The organism is Nocardia sp. NPDC051030 (assembly GCF_040683015.1).
In the GTDB taxonomy this organism is placed as follows: domain Bacteria; phylum Actinomycetota; class Actinomycetes; order Mycobacteriales; family Mycobacteriaceae; genus Nocardia.
In genome coordinates, this window is record NZ_JBFBCD010000001.1 from 898,685 (window position 1) to 915,460 (window position 16,776).

17 protein-coding genes and 1 tRNA gene are annotated in these 16,776 nt (G+C 64.7%); all 18 read right to left on the minus strand.

Annotated elements, in window-relative coordinates:
• Window positions 1-5: 5 nt before the first annotated feature.
• On the minus strand, window positions 6-839 hold the full coding sequence (locus tag AB0N05_RS03780; protein ID WP_364687146.1) for a hypothetical protein: 834 nt from the start codon (window positions 837-839) through the stop codon (window positions 6-8).
• A 52-nt stretch (window positions 840-891) separates the two neighbouring features.
• Window positions 892-2,133, minus strand: a complete 1,242-nt coding sequence (locus AB0N05_RS03785) for an MlaD family protein (protein WP_364687148.1) — start codon at window positions 2,131-2,133, stop codon at window positions 892-894.
• Window positions 2,130-3,344, minus strand: a complete 1,215-nt coding sequence (locus tag AB0N05_RS03790) for an MCE family protein (RefSeq protein WP_364687150.1) — start codon at window positions 3,342-3,344, stop codon at window positions 2,130-2,132. The genes AB0N05_RS03785 and AB0N05_RS03790 overlap by 4 nt, the downstream gene beginning before the upstream one ends.
• Window positions 3,341-4,582 (minus strand): MCE family protein, encoded by a 1,242-nt coding sequence (locus tag AB0N05_RS03795; RefSeq protein ID WP_364687465.1) that lies wholly within the window; start codon window positions 4,580-4,582, stop codon window positions 3,341-3,343. The genes AB0N05_RS03790 and AB0N05_RS03795 overlap by 4 nt, the downstream gene beginning before the upstream one ends.
• A 17-nt stretch (window positions 4,583-4,599) precedes the next feature.
• A complete protein-coding gene (locus AB0N05_RS03800) occupies window positions 4,600-5,607 on the minus strand; it encodes an MCE family protein (RefSeq protein ID WP_364687151.1) in 1,008 nt (335 codons plus the stop codon).
• Window positions 5,607-6,683 carry an MlaD family protein gene (locus tag AB0N05_RS03805; protein ID WP_364687467.1) on the minus strand — a complete coding sequence of 359 codons (1,077 nt, stop codon included), beginning with the start codon at window positions 6,681-6,683 and terminating at the stop codon, window positions 5,607-5,609. Before AB0N05_RS03805 ends, AB0N05_RS03800 begins: the two co-directional genes overlap by 1 nt.
• A gap of 8 nt (window positions 6,684-6,691) precedes the next feature.
• Window positions 6,692-8,044: an MCE family protein gene (locus AB0N05_RS03810; RefSeq protein WP_364687153.1), complete on the minus strand. Its 1,353-nt coding sequence runs from the start codon at window positions 8,042-8,044 to the stop codon at window positions 6,692-6,694.
• Window positions 8,041-8,805, minus strand: coding sequence for an ABC transporter permease (locus tag AB0N05_RS03815; protein ID WP_364687469.1), 765 nt, complete (start codon window positions 8,803-8,805; stop codon window positions 8,041-8,043). The genes AB0N05_RS03810 and AB0N05_RS03815 overlap by 4 nt, the downstream gene beginning before the upstream one ends.
• 105 nt (window positions 8,806-8,910) lie before the next feature.
• On the minus strand, window positions 8,911-9,705 hold the full coding sequence (locus AB0N05_RS03820; protein WP_364687155.1) for an ABC transporter permease: 795 nt from the start codon (window positions 9,703-9,705) through the stop codon (window positions 8,911-8,913).
• A 10-nt stretch (window positions 9,706-9,715) separates the two neighbouring features.
• Window positions 9,716-10,774, minus strand: coding sequence for an ATP-binding cassette domain-containing protein (locus AB0N05_RS03825; protein WP_364687157.1), 1,059 nt, complete (start codon window positions 10,772-10,774; stop codon window positions 9,716-9,718).
• Window positions 10,775-11,073: 299 nt separating this feature from the next.
• On the minus strand, window positions 11,074-11,448 hold the full coding sequence (gene rplL, locus AB0N05_RS03830; RefSeq protein ID WP_364687159.1) for a 50S ribosomal protein L7/L12: 375 nt from the start codon (window positions 11,446-11,448) through the stop codon (window positions 11,074-11,076).
• 64 nt (window positions 11,449-11,512) lie between these two features.
• Entirely contained in the window at window positions 11,513-12,082 is a 570-nt protein-coding gene (rplJ, locus tag AB0N05_RS03835; RefSeq protein WP_364687161.1) for a 50S ribosomal protein L10, read from the minus strand.
• 434 nt (window positions 12,083-12,516) lie between these two features.
• Window positions 12,517-13,227, minus strand: a complete 711-nt coding sequence (gene rplA / locus AB0N05_RS03840) for a 50S ribosomal protein L1 (RefSeq protein WP_364687163.1) — start codon at window positions 13,225-13,227, stop codon at window positions 12,517-12,519.
• Window positions 13,228-13,305: 78 nt separating this feature from the next.
• Window positions 13,306-13,737 (minus strand): 50S ribosomal protein L11, encoded by a 432-nt coding sequence (rplK, locus tag AB0N05_RS03845; protein ID WP_364687165.1) that lies wholly within the window; start codon window positions 13,735-13,737, stop codon window positions 13,306-13,308.
• A 155-nt stretch (window positions 13,738-13,892) separates the two neighbouring features.
• Window positions 13,893-14,711 carry a transcription termination/antitermination protein NusG gene (gene nusG, locus AB0N05_RS03850; RefSeq protein WP_364687167.1) on the minus strand — a complete coding sequence of 273 codons (819 nt, stop codon included), beginning with the start codon at window positions 14,709-14,711 and terminating at the stop codon, window positions 13,893-13,895.
• 128 nt (window positions 14,712-14,839) lie between these two features.
• Window positions 14,840-15,226 (minus strand): preprotein translocase subunit SecE, encoded by a 387-nt coding sequence (secE, locus tag AB0N05_RS03855; protein ID WP_364687169.1) that lies wholly within the window; start codon window positions 15,224-15,226, stop codon window positions 14,840-14,842.
• 30 nt (window positions 15,227-15,256) lie between these two features.
• A tRNA-Trp gene (locus AB0N05_RS03860) sits at window positions 15,257-15,329 on the minus strand.
• 192 nt (window positions 15,330-15,521) lie between these two features.
• Complete coding sequence (locus tag AB0N05_RS03865; protein ID WP_364687172.1) at window positions 15,522-16,649, minus strand: fused (3R)-hydroxyacyl-ACP dehydratase subunits HadA/HadB; 1,128 nt, start codon at window positions 16,647-16,649, stop codon at window positions 15,522-15,524.
• Between the last annotated feature and the right edge of the window lie 127 nt (window positions 16,650-16,776).

A 16,776-nucleotide genomic window follows, 5' to 3' on the forward strand; every position in this document is an offset into this window, starting at 1 on the left:
CCCTCCTAGTTGCCGGGCGTCTGGGTAGTCGGCTGCGGTGCGGCGGTGGTGGTGGACGGGGCCGCGTTCTGCTGCGCCCCCGATCCGAGCACGACCGGATCGGCGACGACCTGGACCTGATCGGCCTTCCAGACGTCGTCCTTCTTCACCACGTCGACGGCCCAGGTATAGCGCAGCTTGGAGGCGGGCTTGCCCTGTCCGGTCTCGGTGACCTCCATGACGATCAGCGTCGAGGCGCGATCCTTCTCGGAGTTCAGCGTGGTGACCGAGGCGCCGAAGACCTTCGAGCTCATGTTCACATTGGACTCGAGCACGGTCTTCTTGATCTGCTCGGCGTTCTTCGTGGAGGCGTCGAGGAGATCGCCGGTCATGGACGAGCGGGCCAGCTTCAGTGAGCCGTCCACATCGTCGATGTTCATCGAGGTGATATTGATGGCGGCCTGTTGCGCCCCGGCCAGGGCGGCCTCGCGCGCGTCGGCGCGGGGCTTGTCCTGGATCAGCCCGCCGATGATCCAGGTACCGCCGAACCAGGCGGCGGCCACGGCGGCGATCGCCAGCAGGGCGATCGAGCCGAGGGTGACCACGCGGTGCAGATCGAAACCTTCCGAAACCGGTTCGGTCGCAGCCTTATCCGGCTTCGATACCTTGACGGTCGGCTTCTCGTCGATCACGACGGTGGGCTTCTCGTCGATCACGACGGTCGGCTCCGCCGCGGTCTCGCCCGAGGTAGCGGCCGCGCTGCCAGTCTCGGAACCCGACTCGGGGTTCGTCTCGGTCACCGGCTCGCTGTCCGGTTTCTCGAGGTTGGCCCCCTGGTCGCTGTCCTTTTGCTGGCTCACGCCGCCACCATACTTTCCTCTCTTCGCGGTCCCGCGCAGACTCCGTGGTGCGTCACTTCTTGGGGGTGACGCCCATGAGCGTGGCCAGCTGGGTGCCGACCGGGTTCAGATTGAGCTTCTCCGGGTCGTACTTCGGCTTGTCGTCCCACGGCTGCGCGACACTCGGGTCGGCCAGCTCGGCGCGTTCGCCGCCGCGCACGGCGGTCTCGCTGCCCTGCGGGGCAAGGCATTTGGCTTCCGTATTGAACGGGAAGTCATCGCGCGAATCGTCGAAGTTGGGGTTCTGCGCCTTCATCTGATTGATGATCGCCTGGGTGCCCTCATAGCCGACGGTGCAGGCGGGCGGGTTATTGGTCTCGAGCACCAGGCCGAAGTGGGTGGTGCCGTCGCCGGGTGCGGTGGCCGAGCCGCCGATGGACAGCAGCGGCAGCATCTGCAGCACCGCGCTGAGCGCGTAGAACTTCGGCGAGATGGTGAGCAGCAGCGAGCGCAGGTTGGTCAGGTCCTTGGTGAGGGCCGGACCGCTCTCCTGCAGCAGGCGCTGGATCGAGGAGCCCGCGTCGGTGCCGGTGCCGATGAGCCGGCGCACGTCCGGATCGCTCGACTTCAGCTGTGCGGTCAGCTTGTCCAGGCCGTCGCTGAACTGACGGATGGAGCTGCCCTGTTCGGCCTGCGTGCCCAGCACGGTCTTGGACTGCCGGATCAGGTCCATGGTCTGCGGCAGCGATTCGATGCCGGTGGCGGTGAACTTATTGAGCGAGTCCACCAGAACCTGCAGGTCGCCGCCCTTGCCGTCGAAGGCCTTGCCGAGCTCGGTGACCGCGGTGCTCAGCGCGACCAGATCGGTCGAGGAGGCGAAGTGGTCGACGCTGGAGAGCAGGGTCTCGACGTGGATCGGCACGGTCGCGCCGTCGATGACCGAGCCGTCCTTGAGGTACGGCCCGCCGGAGCTGGTCGGCATGAGGTCCACGTACTGCTCACCGATGGCGGAACGATTGGCCACCACGGCCTTGGCGGTCTTGGGCACCTTGGGTGCGCCGGAATCCATTTCGAGGGTGACCAGGACGCCGTCCTTGGTGATGTCCAGATCGCCGACCCGCCCGACCGGAACGCCCCGGTAGGTGACTTCCGCGCCCTTGGACAGGTTCCCGGTCTCGGGAGCCATCATGGTCACCTTGTACAGCCCGAAGCCGAGCATATTGTCCAGCCGCACGTACTTCGCGCCGACGAAGGCGACGCCGAGCACGGCGATGATGGCGAACATGATCAGCTGACTGCGCACCAGACGGGTCATCGGGGACCACCCACTCCCAGCTGCTCGAGGATCGATCCGAGCGGATCGGGGGTTCCAGCGGTCGGGCGCACCACGGTCGGCGGCAGCGGCAGCAGCGACACCGTCGGCCAGCCGCCGCGCGGGCCATTGCCGTTGTAGTACGGGTTGGACGGATCGACGTTCACCTGACGGCCCTGCGGCGGTATGTACACCGGATCCGGTTTACCCACACCGAGATTCGACAGCAGGGTGCCGACCTGCAAGTCGACCGACAGCCAGGTATTGACCTGACCGCCGAAGGAGGACTTGATCGCCTCGTCGGGGAACGGGTAGGTCGGGATGAGCGGGAACGCGGTCACCAGGTCACCGGCCGACTTGCCGAGCTCCTGCAGCGTGGGCCGCAGCGAGCTGAGGTCGGTGATCAGATTGTCCTTGGAGTGGTTGAGCACGTCGAACCCGGCCTGGCCCAGTCGATCCAGCTGCGAGAGCAACTGGATCAGTTGCGGCCGTTGCTCGTTCAGGATCTTGATGCCCTGCGGCAGCTCATCGAGGACCTTGGAGATCTTCTCGGTCTGCTGCCCGACCCGGCTGCTCAGGGTGTCGAGGCCGTCCAGCGCGCGGGTGATGTCGTCGACCTGGTCATTGAGACCCTTGATCAGGGTGTCGGCCTGCTCGAGCAGTGAGCGCACCTTGTTGTCGCGGCCGTCCAGGGCCTTGTTCAGCTCCACCACGATGGGTTGCAGCTGGGCCACGCCGCCGCCATTGAGCAGCAGCGACAGCGCGCCGAGGACCTGTTCGGTCTCGGTGGCGGTGCGGGTGTTCTCGACCCTGATGGTGGCATTGTCCTTGAGCCGTTCCGCGGAGGGATCGGTTGCGGGAGCGGACAATTGGATGAACTTCTCGCCGAGCAGATTGGTCTGCTTGACCTCGGCCCGGGCATTGGCGGGCAGGTTCACGTCGGAGTTCACCACGGTCTTGACGCTGGCGGTCCAGCCGTCCGGGGTGAGCTCGATCTTGTCGACCCGCCCGACGGACACGCCGTCCACCTTGACCGCGGACTGCGGCACCAGGTCCAGCACATCGGCGAATTGGATGTCGATGTGCAGCGGGTGATCGCCCACGTTCGGGCCGCCCGGCAGCGGAATGCTGGAGGCGCTCAGGCCGCAGCCGCCGGCCAGCAGCGTGACCGCGCCCAGCGCCGTGGCGACCGTGGCGATGCGGGTGGCCTTCATCGCTGCCCACCTCCCTGCGACGGCGCTTCCTGATCGGACGGGACACCGGGGACGGTGCCCGGGACCGTATTGCGCTGCTCGTTCTCACCGCTGAGGATGCCGAACGGCAGGATCAGCGTCGGCGTCTTGACGCCCGCCGTGAGCTGGTCGGTAATGATCTTGCAGTTGTTCAGGATCGGCCCCAGCTGTCGCGAGATGGCGTCGAACTTGGGGTCTCCCGGGCGCAGCTTGCCCAGATCCAGCATCTTGCAGATGACGCCGAACGGGTCCTGCAGGTCGGTGAAGTTGGGGCGCATATCGAGGGTGCCGGTTTCACCGTTGTGCACATTGATCAGGTTGCTCAGCGCGGTCGGGATGAGCGGCAGCGCCTTGGCCAGATCCTCGCGCTGATCGGCGAGGGTCTGGGTGAGCTGGGTCAGCGCATCGGCATTGGACTGCACCAGTTCCCGATTGTCATCGATGAACCGGGCGACATCGCCGAGCGCGACCGAGAGCAGGCTCAGCGCATCGCCGAGATCCTTGCGCTCATCGGCCAGGAAGCCGGACAGCGAGGCCAGCTGCACATTGAAATCCCGCACCTGCGAATCGTTCTGAGCCAGCATCCCCACAAAGGTCTGCAGGTTCTTCACGGTGTCGAAGATGTCCGTGCGCGAATCCGACAGCGTCTTGGCGGCCTTGGACAGCTGAGTGAAGCTATTGCCGAGCGCCTCGCCATTGCCGGAGAGGTTGTCGGCCGCGGTGCGAGCGAGCTCGTTGACCGCGCCGTCCTTATTGGCGCCATTGGGGCCCAAGGCATCCGAGAGTTCGGTGATGCTCTTGTAGAGGCGGTCCACCTCCACCGGGGTGGCGGTGCGGTCCTTCGGGATGGTGGCATTGCGCCCCATCTTCGGGCCGCCCTTGTAAGCCGGGGCCAGCTGGATGTACCGGTCGGACACCACGGACGGCGTGATCTGCGCGGCCTTGGCATCGGCGGGGATGTCGTACTTGCGGTCGACCGACATGACGACCTTGACGACCTCGCCCTCCGGCTCGACCGAATCCACATGGCCGATCGGGACACCCAGGACGCGGACGTCGGAGCCCTCGTAGATGCCGACGGACTTGTCGAAGTACGCGGTGATGGTGGTGGTGGTGAGCTTGTCCAAGCCCCACCAGCCGAGCCCGGCAGCCACTACCGCCAGGACGGCCACTGCGGCGATGGTCTTGCTTTTGCGACTGGACGCCTTCAGAGCGGTCAGCGGATTGCTTGCCACAGTTAGCCTCCCATCTTTCGAATCGGCGGTCGGTCACCCGGGATATCGGGCAGTGCGGGCGGAATCAGGTTGGTGATCACCGCGTCGAACCAGCGGCCGGTGCCCAGCACATTGGAGTACAGCCCGTAGAAGGGCGCGGCCAGGGTGAGTGTCTTGGAGATGTCGGCCTGGTGCGCGTTGAGCAGGTCGATGGTCTTGTTCAGATTGGTCAGCGCCGGACCGATCTGCGCCTCGTTGTCCTGCACCAGCGCGGTCAGTTCCGCACCGATGGTCTTCGCACCGGCGAGCAGCTGGGCGATGGCGGACTGGCGCACGTTCAGCTCGGCCAGCAGCTGTCCGCCATTGGCGAGCAGCCGCTCGAATTCGGCATTGCGGTCGGCCAGCACCTGGGTGGTCTTCTTGGTGTTGGCGAACAGCGCCTTGAGCTGGTCGTCACGCTTGGCGAGGGTTTCCGACAGGCGGCTCACGCCGTCGATGGAATTGCGGATCTCCGGCGGCGTGCCCGAGAAGGCCTCCGACAGCACCCGCATGGACTGTGCCAGCTGATCGGTATTGGTCTCCTCGACATCCTTGGCGGCATCGCTGAACGCGTCCACCACGTCGTAGGGAGATACGGTGCGGCTCCGCGGGATTCGCTTGCCCGGATCGGCGGCGTGCGCGCCCTTGGGATCCAGGGCCAGGTACTTCTGCCCCAGCAGCGTCTTGATCTGGATGGAGGCGGTGGTCTCGTCACCCACCCAGGCGTCCTGGGTGCGGAAGTCGACCAGCACCTTGTCCCCGTCCAGGCGGACGTCCTGCACCGCGCCGACCTTGACGCCGGCGATGCGGACCTCATTGCCCTTCTTCAGCCCTGCGGCCTCGGAGAATTCGGCGGTGTATTTGGTGCCTGCGCCCAGGAGCGGCAACTTGTCCAGGCTGAAGGCGGACATGGTGATGAGCAGGACCATGATCAGGCCCATGCCGCCCATGAACGCCGGACTGCGCTTACCGAGCACTACCCGGTCGTCCATCAGCGGCCTCCCTTCCCATGGCAGCGCGGAGCCGGATTGGTGTAGATCGGCTGGTTCACCGTCGGCATGTTCTGAATGGCCGCGGGCAGATTCAGCTGCGGCGCATCCTGGATGCCGGGTCCGGCGACGAGATCGATGCCGCACAGGTAGAACTGGAACCAGGAGCCGTACGAGGCGGCGCGGCCCAGCTTGTCCATCTTGATCGGCAGGTTGGTCAGACCCTCGTCGACCTCGTCCTTGCGATCATTGAGGGTGCCGGTCAGCTGGCTCAGGCCCGCGATGGCGCCCTGCAGGTTCGGTCGCACCGGCACCAGCAGGTCGGCGGTGGCCGAGGCCAGATTGCCCAGCGAGGAGACCGCCGAGCCGATCACGCCGCGCTCCTCATTGAGGCCGCTGATCAGCGCCTCGGTATTGACGATGAGCTGATCCAGCTGGCCGTCATGCTGATTCACGGCGTCGAGCACCGCGTTCAGGTTCTTGACCAGCGCACCGATGACCGCGTCCTTGTCGGCGATCTTGTTGGTGAGCGACGCCGTATGCGAGACCAGATCCTTGATGGTCCCCGCCTCGCCCTGGAACACCTGAATGATGTTGTAGGACAGCTTGTTCACATCATCGGGCGTGAGCGTCTGGAACAGCGGCCGGAAGCCGTTGAACAGCTCGGTCAGATTGAGTGCGTTGCGGGTCCGCTCCAGCGGGATGGTCGCGCCCTTGTTCAGTTTGCGGCCCTGCTGGCCGGTGCCCTGATCCAGCGAGATGTAGCGCTGGCCGACCAGGTTGCGGTACTTGATGGTCGCGATGGTGGAGTCGGGCAGCCATTTGCGGTCCGTCAGTTCGAATTCCACATTGGCCAGGCGCTTGTCCACGATGGACACCTTGGTCACCTTGCCCACCCGGACACCCGCGATGCGCACCTCGTCGCCATTGTTCAGCGAGGTCACATCGGTGAAGCGGGCATTGAACTTGGTGCCGCCGCCACCGTAGTTGGCAATGGTCACCGCCAGCATGCCGGTGGCGAACACGGTCACCAGAATGAAGGCGACGAGCTTGATCAGGGTTGGCCAGAGGCCGCGCATCAGGTCCTTCATCGGATGGTCACCTCACTTCCGCGGAAGGCCGGGGCCGCGATCCGGGTGACCCAGCCGGGCACCTGCTCCGGCGAAACACCCTGTGCCGCACCGTAGATGGCGCCCAGGGCCTTGGTCTCCTGCGGGGATCCGGCGGTGGTCGGGGCCTGCGGGCCGTACAGCTTGTACTGCGGGACGGGTTGCAGGCCGATGGCCTGGTCGCCGGGGGTTCGGCTGGGCGGCTGGTAGGAGCCGTCATTGGCGGAACCGTTGGTGTACTGGCCCGGGTCCACATTCAGCGGGTACTCGGGCACGCACATGGGGCCACGGGTGTCGAACCAGCGGGGCTCGTCCTGGTTGGGGACGTAGCGGCCGCGGTTATTGACGATCTCGACGGTCACTCGCGAGCCGGGCAGATCGGTGCCCTTGCCGAAGATCTCGTCGATGCGCGGCTTGAGCTGCGCGAAGTTCTTGAGCGCGCAGGTGTAGCCCGGCGAGTACCGGGCCAGGGCCTCCAGCGCGGGCCGTGAATCGGCCGCGACGTCGATGATGTTGTCGCGGTTGGTGAGCAGGAAGTCCGCGGTGGTGGCGGAGCTCGGGGTGAGCACCGCGTACAGGGTGTCGATCTGTGAACGCTTCTGCACGATGGTGGCATTGGTGGTGCGCAGATTGTCCAGCGCGTCCACCAGCTGCGGCGCGGCATCGGCGTACACAGCGGAGAAGTCCGCCAGACTGCGCAGATCCTGTTGCAGCGTCGGCATTTCCGAGTTCACCTGGGTGAAGATGGTGTCGAGCCGGTCGATGGTCTTGCCCAGCTCCTCGCCCTGGCCCTGCAACCCGGCGGACAGCGCGCCCAGCGTGGAGGACAGGTACTGCGGCGGAATCGCCTGCAGGAGCGGCATGATGTGGTCCAGCAGCTGGCTCACCTCGATGGCATTGCCGCTGGTGTCCTGATGCAGGGTCATGCCCTCCTTCAGGTGCCCGCTGGGCTGTTCCGGCCAGCCGAGGTCGACATAGCGCTCACCGAACAGCGTCTTGGGCAGCAGTCGCGCCGTGACATTGGACGGGATCTTGTCGGCCATGGCCGGATTGATGGCCAGCTTCAGGGTGACGTTCTTGCCGTCGTAGTCGCTGGAGCGCACCTCGCCGACGTTGACACCGCGAACCTTCACGTCGGCATTGCGGGTGAGCGCGTTGCCGACGGTGTCGGTGATCAGATCCACCTTCACCGTCTCCACGAACTTCTTGGAGTAGATGGCGGTGGTGGTCCACAGGAACAGTGCGCAGATCACGAAGAACAGGATGCCGAGCGTACGCACGCGCACTTTCTCGGTGGAGCGCCAGAACAGCACGCGTTGCGGATTGCTCATCCGGCCACCCGCACCGTCGTGGTCGTGCCCCAAATGGCAAGGCTCAGGAAGAAGTCCAGCACATTGATCAGCACGATCGCGGCACGCACCGCGCGACCCACGGCCACACCGACACCGGCCGGACCGCCGGAGGCGTTATAGCCGTAGTAGCAGTGCACCAGGATGATGACGAACGCGAAGACGAGCACCTTCACGAACGAATACAGGACGTCTTCCGGTGGCAGGAAGAGACTGAAGTAGTGGTCATAGGAGCCACTGCTCTGCCCATTGAAGTAAATGCTGATCATCCGCGACGCGACATAGGTGCCGAGCAGGCCGACCACGTACAGCGGGATGACCGCGACGAAGCCCGCGATCACGCGGCTGGTCACCAGGAACGGCACCGACGGCACGGCCATCACCTCGAGCGCGTCGATCTCCTCGGAGATCCGCATGGCGCCCAGCTGTGCCGTGAAACCGCAGCCGACGGTCGCCGAGAGTGCCAGGGCCGCAACCAATGGCGCCAGCTCACGGGTATTGATGTACCCGGTCAGGAAGCCGGTGAGAACGCCGGAGCCCAGCGCGTCGAGGGCCTTGAAGCCCTGCAGGCCGACGACCACACCCACCGACGCCGACATGAAGACGATGACGCCGATGGTGCCGCCGATGACGGCCAGCGCGCCCGAGCCGAAGGTCACCTCGGCCAGCAGCCGCATGACCTCCTTGCGGTAATGCGTGGCGGTCTTGGGAATCCAGACGATGGCCCGGGTGTAGAACGACATCTGGTCGCCGGCCCGGTCGACCAGGTTCACGGGGGCCTTGAGCGCGCCGGTCACCCGGCGCGCCCCCCGACTGAATACGGTGGTGCGCTGCGAAACAACCATGGATCACGCGCCCTTGGCCGGGACGACCTGAAGATAGATCAGGGTCAGCACCAGGTTCAGGAAGAACAGCACCAGGAACGTGATCACCACGGACTGGTTCACGGCGTCACCTACTCCTTTCGGACCGCCCTTGGGGTGCAGGCCCTTGTATGCGGCGATGACGCCTGCCACGAGTCCGAAGATCAGCGCCTTGATCTCGCCGATCACCAGGTCCGCGCTCTGGGCGAGCGCGGAGAAGGAGGCGAGGTAGGCACCGGGGGTGCCGCCCTGCAGCCCCACATTGAAGAAATAGCCGCCGCAGATGCCGACGACCGAGACCAGGCCATTGAGCAGCAGCGCCACCAGCATCATGCCGAGCACGCGCGGAACCACCAGGCGCTGAATGGGATCGATGCCGAGGACCTCCATGGCATCGATCTCCTCGCGGATGGTGCGCGAGCCGAGGTCGGCCGCCACGGCCGAACCGGCCGCGCCGGCGATGATCAGAGCGGTCACCACCGGTGCGGCTTGCTGAACGGTTGCGAGGACGCTGGTAGCGCCGGTGAAGTTTTCCGCGCCCAGCTGCTTGATCAGCGAGCCGGTCTGGAGCGCCACCACAGCGCCGAACGGGATTGCCACCAGAGCCGCGGGAAGAATCGAGACACTCGCGATGAACCACGACTGTTCGATGAATTCCCGCGTCTGGAAGGGCCGGCGGAACGTCTTCCGGATGACATCCAGAAGCAGTGCGAAAATGTTGCCGGCCTGGGCAAGACCCGACTCGACCGGGGTGCGCAGCCGCGTCAGGGTTGGGTTCACGCCGCGTATGTTACCCGTTAGTCAGGTTCTGTCGAACCGTGGTGTCGTACCCGCCGGTGTAGGCGGGAATCACCTGTGTGTCGGCATCACCGTTGGACTCCAACGACTCCCGAATCGCTTCCTGCGCGGCAGGCGGCAGGGTGTGCAGAATCTGACGGACGCGCTCGCGACGACGGAAGACCGCCTGCCGCACCGGCATACCCGGCTGCGCCTTCATCTGCGGGATGATGCCCTCGACCTCTTCGGCGCCGCCGTCGAGGTGGCCCGAGTCGAACAGGGCCTGCTCGCGGGCCATCTGGGCTTCGTCCTTCTCCTCGGACATACCGATGGGGCCCTGCATGCGGCCATTGAGGAACTGCTTGACCACCGGCTCCTCGGAGGTGAGCAGCACCTCGCGGGGGCCGAACATGACCAGGTTCCGGCGGAACAGCATGCCGATATTGTCCGGCACGGTGCGAGCCAGGTTGATGTTGTGCGTGACGATCAGGATCGTCGCGTCGATCTGCGCATTGATATCGATGAGCAGCTGCGAAAGATAGGTCGTACGAACGGGGTCCAGACCGGAGTCCGGCTCGTCGACGAGGATGATCTGCGGGTCCAGCACCAGCGCGCGGGCCAGGCCGGCACGCTTGCGCATACCACCGGAGATCTCGCCCGGGAGCTTGCCTTCCGCGCCCAGCAGACCGGTCAGCTCGAGCTTCTCCATGACGATCTTCTTGATGTCGGATTCGCTCTTCTTCGTGTGCTCACGAAGCGGGAACGCGACATTGTCGAAGAGGTTCATCGAGCCGAACAGCGCGCCGTCCTGGAACAAGACGCCGAACAGCTTGCGAATCTCGTAGAGCTCCTTGTTGGAGCAGGTGGTGATGTCGGTGCCATCGATGTAGATGGAGCCGCGCTCGGGGCGCAGCAGACCGATCAGGGACTTCAGAAAGACCGACTTACCGGTACCGGAGGGGCCGAGCAACGCGCTGACTTCCCCCGACGGCAGGGTCAAGGTGACATCCTGCCAAATTCGTTGCGAACCGAACGACTTGGTGATGCCCTCGGTCCTGACCTCGACGCCCACGCCAACCTCCACAATTTCTCCGACGAGCGTCCTACTGCGTCGACCACGTTCCCGGTGCAAAAGGCACCGTTAACGCGCGGTGTGGCGCGTCACAGTAGGTCCGGTCACTGTATCGCATAAGCACCGTCTCGGACACCGGGACCTGACTCGCGAGTAGAAAATTGTCGCGGCGTCCCGAATCACGGACGAATTACGACGAGAGAATACGTGAAAAGGGCGGTCCCCCAATGGGAACCGCCCTTTTCACGAAACAGATACTGCGGAATGCTGCGGAAGTACCGCGGCAAGCTCTACATCAATTACTTGATGGAGATCTTGGCGCCGGCCTCTTCCAGCTTGGCCTTGGCAGCCTCGGCGGCGTCCTTGGCAACCTTCTCCAGGATCGCCTTCGGGGCGCCCTCGACCAGGTCCTTGGCTTCCTTCAGGCCCAGGCCGGAGACGATCTCGCGAACGACCTTGATGACCTGGATCTTCTTGTCGCCGGCACCCTCGAGGATGACGTCGAACTCGTCCTGCTCCTCGACGGCCTCGACGGCGGCGGCAGCGACACCGGCGACGGCGACGGGAGCGGCAGCGGTGACCTCGAACTTGTCCTCGAACGCCTTCACGAACTCGGACAGCTCCAGCAGGGTCATGCCGGCGAAGGTCTCGAGCAGCTCATCAACGTTAGCCATTGATATTTCCTTTCGGTGGGTTCATCGCCGCGCGAGCGGCTTTGAAGAGGTTTGGGGTAGTGACTTATTCGGCGTCGGCCGCGGGAGCTTCGGCAGCCGGAGCGGCGGCAGCGCCACCCTCGTTCGCCTTCTTCTCCTCGAGGGCCGCGAGCAGACGAGCGACCTGGTTGCCGGGGGCAGCGAACAGCGCCGCGGCCTTCGACAGGTTGCCCTTCATGGCGCCGGCCAGCTTGGCCAGCAGGACCTCGCGGGACTCCAGGTCGGCGATCCGCTCAACTTCGGCCACGGACAGCGCAACGCCGTCCATGTAGCCGCCCTTGATGATCAGCGCCTTGTTGTCCTTGGCGAATGCCTTGAGCGCCTTCGCGGCGTCGACCGGCTCACCCTTGATGAAGGTGATCGCGGTCGGACCGACGAACAAGTCATCCAGGCCTTGCACGCCCGCCTCAGCAGCGGCGCGCTTGACCAGGGTGTTCTTGGCGACGGAGTAACTAGCATCGGAGCCCAGGGCACGACGCAGTTCGGTGATCTTGCTGACGGACAGGCCACGGTATTCCGTGACAACAGTCGCCGTCGAGCTCTTGAACTGCTCCGTGATCTCCGCTACCGCGGTGACCTTCTCGGGATTTGCCATACTTCGCCTCCTCTCTGGATGGTCGGTTCTGATGTGAACTACCGACTTCCGCCAGGGGCCAGCGATAAAGCAAACGCCCCGGACCGCAGAGTGGTCCCGGGGCGTAAAAGACTCGAGGCGAACCTCGCACTGTCTTCCCGACTCGGCTCTCCCTGCGTGGGTCGCCAGCAATATTGCTGGACCTTCGACTGCCTCGCGACAGCGACCAACGGTCTTCGGTAGAACGATTGGGTTGTTCACCGGCAAGTGTTCCGAGGAACGAGCTGGTGACCGTCGACCAGGCTACCAGGGCGGGTACCGAGAACCCAAATCGGTACACCTGCGACCTGCGACGACCCCCGACAGCGAAAGGCCGGTACGGGAATCCCGTACCGGCCTTTCAGGCTAATGCGTTGCTACGCAAGCACTTCTGAGAAAACTCAGTCGAGAAGGACTCAGTCCTCTTCGGTGAAGTTGCGGGTGCGGTTCGGATCCACCGGGATGCCCGGTCCGGTGTTCGTGGAGAACGTCACCTTCTTGACGTAGCGGCCCTTCGCGGTGGAGGGCTTGACACGCAGGATCTCGTCGAGCGCGGCGCCGTAGTTCTCCGCCAGCTTCTTGTCGTCGAACGACGCCTTGCCGATGACGAAGTGCAGGTTGGCCTGCTTGTCGACGCGGAAGTTGATCTTGCCGCCCTTGATCTCGTTGACGGCCTTGGTCACATCGTTGGTGACGGTGCCGGTCTTCGGGTTCGGCATCAGGCCACGCGGGCCCAGCACGCGAGCGATACGACCGACCTTGGCCATCTGATCCGGGGTGGCGATCGCGGCGTCGAAGTCCAGCCAACCGCCCTGGATGCGCTCGATCAGGTCCTCGGAGCCGACAGCGTCGGCACCGGCGGCCTCGGCCTCGGCGGCCTTCTCACCGGCGGCGAACACGATGACGCGGGCGGTCTTACCGGTGCCGTGCGGCAGGTTGACCGTGCCACGGACCATCTGATCGGCCTTGCGGGGATCGACACCGAGACGGACGGCAACCTCGACGGTCGCGTCGGTCTTCTTGGTGGCGGTCTCCTGCGCCAGCTTCGCAGCGGCGAGCGGGGAGTACAGCGCGTCGCGGTCGACCTTGGCGGCCGCCTCGAGATATGCCTTGCTTCGTTTTGCCATGATTCTCTGTCCTTAAGTGAGTTCAGACGTGGTTTCCGGGACTGGCCGTCCCTCCCACGAGAGCTGGAAGGCCCTTACTCAGACGACGGTGATACCCATCGAACGAGCGGTACCAGCGATGATCTTCGCCGCGGCGTCGATGTCGTTGGCGTTCAGATCTTCCTGCTTGGTCTTGGCGATCTCACGGATCTGATCCATGGTGACCTGCGCGACCTTCAGACGGTGCGGCTCGGCGGAGCCCTTCTGCACACCGGCGGCCTTCAGCAGCAGACGCGCGGCGGGCGGCGTCTTCAGCTTGAAGTCGAACGAGCGGTCTTCGTAGACCGTGATCTCGACCGGGATGACGTTGCCACGCTGCGACTCGGTCGCCGCGTTGTACGCCTTGCAGAACTCCATGATGTTGACGCCGTGCTGACCCAGCGCGGGGCCGACCGGCGGGGCCGGGTTAGCGGCACCGGCCTGGATCTGGAGCTTGATAAGCCCAGAGACCTTCTTCTTCTTCGGGGGCATCTTTATTTCCTTGGTTAGGTTCCCTTACGGATTCCCGTAAGCCTTATCCGGGATGTGCGCGCGCAGACTGAGCACAGGCGCAACCCGGCAAGTCTACGCGGACGCGAAAAAGGCGGTGACACCGGCCCAAGGCCCGTGTCACCGCCTCGATCCGCTTAAATCTTGGCGACCTGCGTGAACGCCAGCTCGACCGGGGTCTCACGGCCGAAGATCGAGACCAGCACCTTGAGCTTCTGCTGCTCGGCATTGACCTCGGAAATGCTGGCGGGCAGCGTGGCGAAGGGGCCGTCCATGACGGTGACCGACTCGCCGACCTCGAAGTCGACCTCGATGGTCGGCTTCACGATGGTGGACTCGCCGGAGGTGTCGCCGGAACCGGAAGCAGCGGACGCCGCGGTGGGCTTCTTCTGCTGCGCGGCCGGAACCAGGAACTTCACCACATCGGCAATGGACAGCGGCGACGGACGCGAGGTCGCGCCGACGAAACCGGTGACGCCTGGGGTATTGCGGACCGCACCCCAGGACTCGTCGTTCAGTTCCATCCGGACCAGGATGTAGCCCGGCAGCACCTTGCGATTGACGTTCTTGCGCTGGCCGTTCTTGATCTCGGTGACCTCTTCGGTCGGAACCTCGACCTGGAAGATGTAGTCCTCGAGACCGAGGTTCTGCACGCGGGTCTCGAGATTGGTCTTCACCTTGTTCTCGTAGCCGGCGTAGGAGTGGATGACGTACCAGTCACCGGGGGCGCGACGCAGGGCGGCCGTCATTTCGGCGACCGGGTCGGCGGGCTCATCGGAGATGTCGGCGGCGGGCTGCGCCGGCTCGGACTCCTCGGTGTCGACAGCGGCGTCTTCGGAGACCACGGCTTCGGCCGTGTCCTCGGCGTCTACCGAGTCCTCGACATCCACGATGGTCTCGTCCACCGTGTCGTCGATCTGGATCTCGTCGGTTGTGCCGTTCTCCGGGGTGCTCACTGGGGCACTCGCTTCCTTAGTCGTCACGTAATCCTCTGCGCGCCGGGCATATCCACCCGGCGGTTGGTCCCGTCCCCGCCTCTGCTCGGGGATCGGTTACCGGCGCGACGGTCACGGATGTCGTGCCGCTAGCCGAACAGCCAGTTGACACCCTTGATGAACGCCACATCCAGGCCGCTGATGTACGAGATCATGAAGATCACGAATACCAGCACGACGCTCGTGTAGGTGGCCATCTGCTTGCGGTTCGGCCAGATGACCTTGCGCAGTTCCGCGATTACTTCTTTGAGGAACTTCACCAGGCGCTTGAACGGATTTCCCGTTCCGCCTCGACCGGCCTTACCCGACTGCTTGCCGGTTGCCTTCGCCGCCGACGTGGGACGGTCGATCGTCGCGACCGAAGCCGCGGACGATGACGTTGCACGAGATCGCCGGGCGGAACGCTTACCGCTCGGACGAGCTACTGCGGCGGTGTCATCGCCATCTTCGTGGCGAGTATCCCGCTCGTCGCTCACGTCGATCCTCTCTCGTCGCTGGCTTGGGGGCAGGGGCGACAGGACTTGAACCTGCAACCTGCGGTTTTGGAGACCGCTGCTCTGCCAGTTGAGCTACGCCCCTTTGGCTGAACAATTCGAAACGTCCAGCCACTGTTCTATTCAGTTATACAACCTGGTGCCCACATAGCACGCGCGCCGCTCGTCGGAGCAGCGCGCAGCGGCTGGTGACCCCAGATTCCGAAGTCTACGTCAATCGGCGCGACCATCGCCAATCGGGGGTCACCGGCCCTTTCCCCTGTTGAGGGCGGCTGGCTCAGGCCAGTTGGACCGTCGCGGTGGCGCGGCCGAAGATCTTGCGGCCCTCCGATTTCGCGACAATGGCCACCACGGCGGTGCGGGTTTCCGGGTCCACGGACTTCACCTTGCCGGTGTATTCGATCTCCGCGGGCTTATCGGCGGGGACGTACACGGGGCTGGTGAAGCGGACGTTGTACTCCTTGATCGCACCCGGATCGCCGAGCCACGAGGTGACGAAGCCGCCACCCAGGCCCATGGTCAGCATGCCGTGCGCCACAACATTTTCCAGGCCGACCAGTTTCACGACATCGTCGCTCCAGTGGATCGGATTGGCATCGCCGGAGACACCGGCGTAGTTGACCAGATCACCGCGGGTCAGCCGGACCGTGCGCGGCGGCAGTTCCTGGCCGACCGTCACGTCCTCGAAACGGAGGGCGTGCTTGCCGGGCAGGATCTGCCCGCGCGCGAAGGTCTCGCTCGACTGCGGTGCGGGCGAGGTCACGTCGGCGCGCGGGTGATGGTCGGGTGTCTCGCCCGGGCCGACGCCGTGCATGAGCACATTGCGTACGGCGTCACCCATATTGGGGTCGATATCACCGCCGCTGCGGCCGATGAGGGTGGTGTAGGTGGTGAGCACCAACTCGTCGTTCTGCGCGATGACGTCGTTCTTGGTGACGATGATGTCGCCGCCGAAGGCCTGCCGGAACGAATGCAGGTAAACGATGCAGGAGAGCTGGTCGCCGGCCTTGATCGGACGGTGGAATTCCAGAATCTGATCGGTCTGCATGATCTGGCTCAGGTCGTAGCCGGTGACGATCTGCTCGAACAGCTTGTTCTGAGCCAGGATTCCGACCAGGGAGATGAAGGTGAGCGGGGCCACCAGGCCGTCGTAGCCGTACTCCTGGGCGACATCCTCGTCCCAGTGCACCGGGTGATAATCCTGCACGGCGCGGGCGTATTCACGCACCTTCTCGCGGCCGACCTCGTAGTAGTCATCGACGCGGTAGTGGTGGCCGACCATGGACGCGGCGTGCGCGGCGGGATCGAAGGCCTTGGCCGAGTCTTCCGCTGCCACAGCCTGATCGGCTTCGGCAGCAATGAGAGTCTCGTCCGATTCGACGTTTACGTCGGTATTGATGGTCACGGCAGGACATCACCTATCTGACCCCGTGTCCGGAGTCCGAGGAGCGCTAACCACCGCTATATACACCAAGTGCCGGACCGGTGCCACTGTCCCTTTGTATGGGGGACGAAGCGGCTGACCGTTCCGG

Bases quoted from the DNA above. Each gene is read 5' to 3' on its own strand.
- AB0N05_RS03785 (WP_364687148.1), bottom strand. From the start codon at position 2,133: ATGACCCGTCTGGTGCGCAGTCAGCTGATCATGTTCGCCATCATCGCC.
- AB0N05_RS03790 (WP_364687150.1), bottom strand. From the start codon at position 3,344: ATGAAGGCCACCCGCATCGCCACGGTCGCCACGGCGCTGGGCGCGGTC.
- AB0N05_RS03800 (WP_364687151.1), bottom strand. From the start codon at position 5,607: ATGGACGACCGGGTAGTGCTCGGTAAGCGCAGTCCGGCGTTCATGGGC.
- AB0N05_RS03805 (WP_364687467.1), bottom strand. From the start codon at position 6,683: ATGCGCGGCCTCTGGCCAACCCTGATCAAGCTCGTCGCCTTCATTCTG.
- AB0N05_RS03810 (WP_364687153.1), bottom strand. From the start codon at position 8,044: ATGAGCAATCCGCAACGCGTGCTGTTCTGGCGCTCCACCGAGAAAGTG.
- AB0N05_RS03815 (WP_364687469.1), bottom strand. From the start codon at position 8,805: ATGTCGTTCTACACCCGGGCCATCGTCTGGATTCCCAAGACCGCCACG.
- rplL (WP_364687159.1), bottom strand. From the start codon at position 11,448: ATGGCTAACGTTGATGAGCTGCTCGAGACCTTCGCCGGCATGACCCTG.
- rplJ (WP_364687161.1), bottom strand. From the start codon at position 12,082: ATGGCAAATCCCGAGAAGGTCACCGCGGTAGCGGAGATCACGGAGCAG.
- rplA (WP_364687163.1), bottom strand. From the start codon at position 13,227: ATGGCAAAACGAAGCAAGGCATATCTCGAGGCGGCCGCCAAGGTCGAC.
- rplK (WP_364687165.1), bottom strand. From the start codon at position 13,737: ATGCCCCCGAAGAAGAAGAAGGTCTCTGGGCTTATCAAGCTCCAGATC.